Source organism: Nostocoides jenkinsii Ben 74, from assembly GCF_001046875.1.
In the GTDB taxonomy this organism is placed as follows: Bacteria; Actinomycetota; Actinomycetes; order Actinomycetales; family Dermatophilaceae; genus Nostocoides_A; species Nostocoides_A jenkinsii.
Genome location: NZ_HF571038.1, coordinates 3672549 through 3673428, shown reverse-complemented (window position 1 = coordinate 3673428; position 880 = coordinate 3672549). Strand labels below are relative to the sequence as shown.

General features: G+C 66.4%; 2 protein-coding genes. Both read right to left on the bottom strand.

The window, feature by feature from the left end:
- A partial coding sequence (locus BN13_RS17510) for a pyridoxamine 5'-phosphate oxidase family protein (RefSeq protein WP_084733860.1) occupies window positions 1–453 on the bottom strand: 453 nt, incomplete at its 3' end.
- Between the two features lie 42 nt (window positions 454–495).
- On the bottom strand, window positions 496–880 hold a 385-nt coding region (locus BN13_RS17505; protein WP_048548515.1), incomplete at its 5' end, for an ATP-binding protein.

The window sequence follows — 880 nt, the reverse complement described above, 5'->3', positions numbered from 1 at the left end:
GGGGGGGGGGGGGGGGGTGATGACGGTCAGTGGATCGTGGGGCGGCTGGTCAAGGGGCCGGCCTTGTTCGACGTGGTCTGACTGCCACCGGAACGCCTCCCAGTACGACTCGGCTTCGGGGTCGTGGCGCTCGATCGTGGGTGCGGTGCCGAAGAGTTGGGTGCCGCGGCTGCTGGCTGTGCCGACGAGTGGGGCGACAATCGCGGCGGATACTCGTGGGTCTCGTCGGAGGTTGCGTGACTTCGCTGAGGAGTTCCAGCTCGTGTAGAAGATCTCCAGGCCCAGGTTTGAGTAGCGCACTGGGGTCGCTACCGGGCTGCCGTCACGGTTGGTGGTGGCGATCACGGCCACGTTCTGACCGCTGAGTAGGTTGAGGATCCGCTCCTCGAGGACGTCCCGTGGCAGGTCAGCGTCGGGCTGTTCGTGAGCGAGCCATGTGTTAGTCAGCGGCATGCGTCAACGTAGCAATCCGCGGGGCGCCGGGCCGAGCCGCTGTCACGTGCCGGTGCGGGCTCTCCCGTGGTTGAGGCGGTAGCTGGTGGTGCCGGTTTCGATGATGGTGCCGCCGTAGGTGAGGCGGTCGACGATGGCGGCGCACAGCCTGGGGTCGGTGAAGGTGTTGGTCCAGCCGGAGAAGGCTTGGTTGGACGCGATCGCGATGGAGTTCTTCTCTTCGCGTTCGGTGAGGACTTGGAAGAGGAGTTCGGCGCCGCGGGTGTCCAGGCTCATGTAGCCGAGTTCATCGATGACGAGCAGGTCGACCCGGCCGTACCGGTTGATGGTCTTGGTCAGAGACTTGTCGTCGGCGGCTTCGACGAGCTCGTTCACCAGCCGGGTGGCCAGCGTGTACCGGACTCGGTAGCCGCTGGTCGCGGCGGCC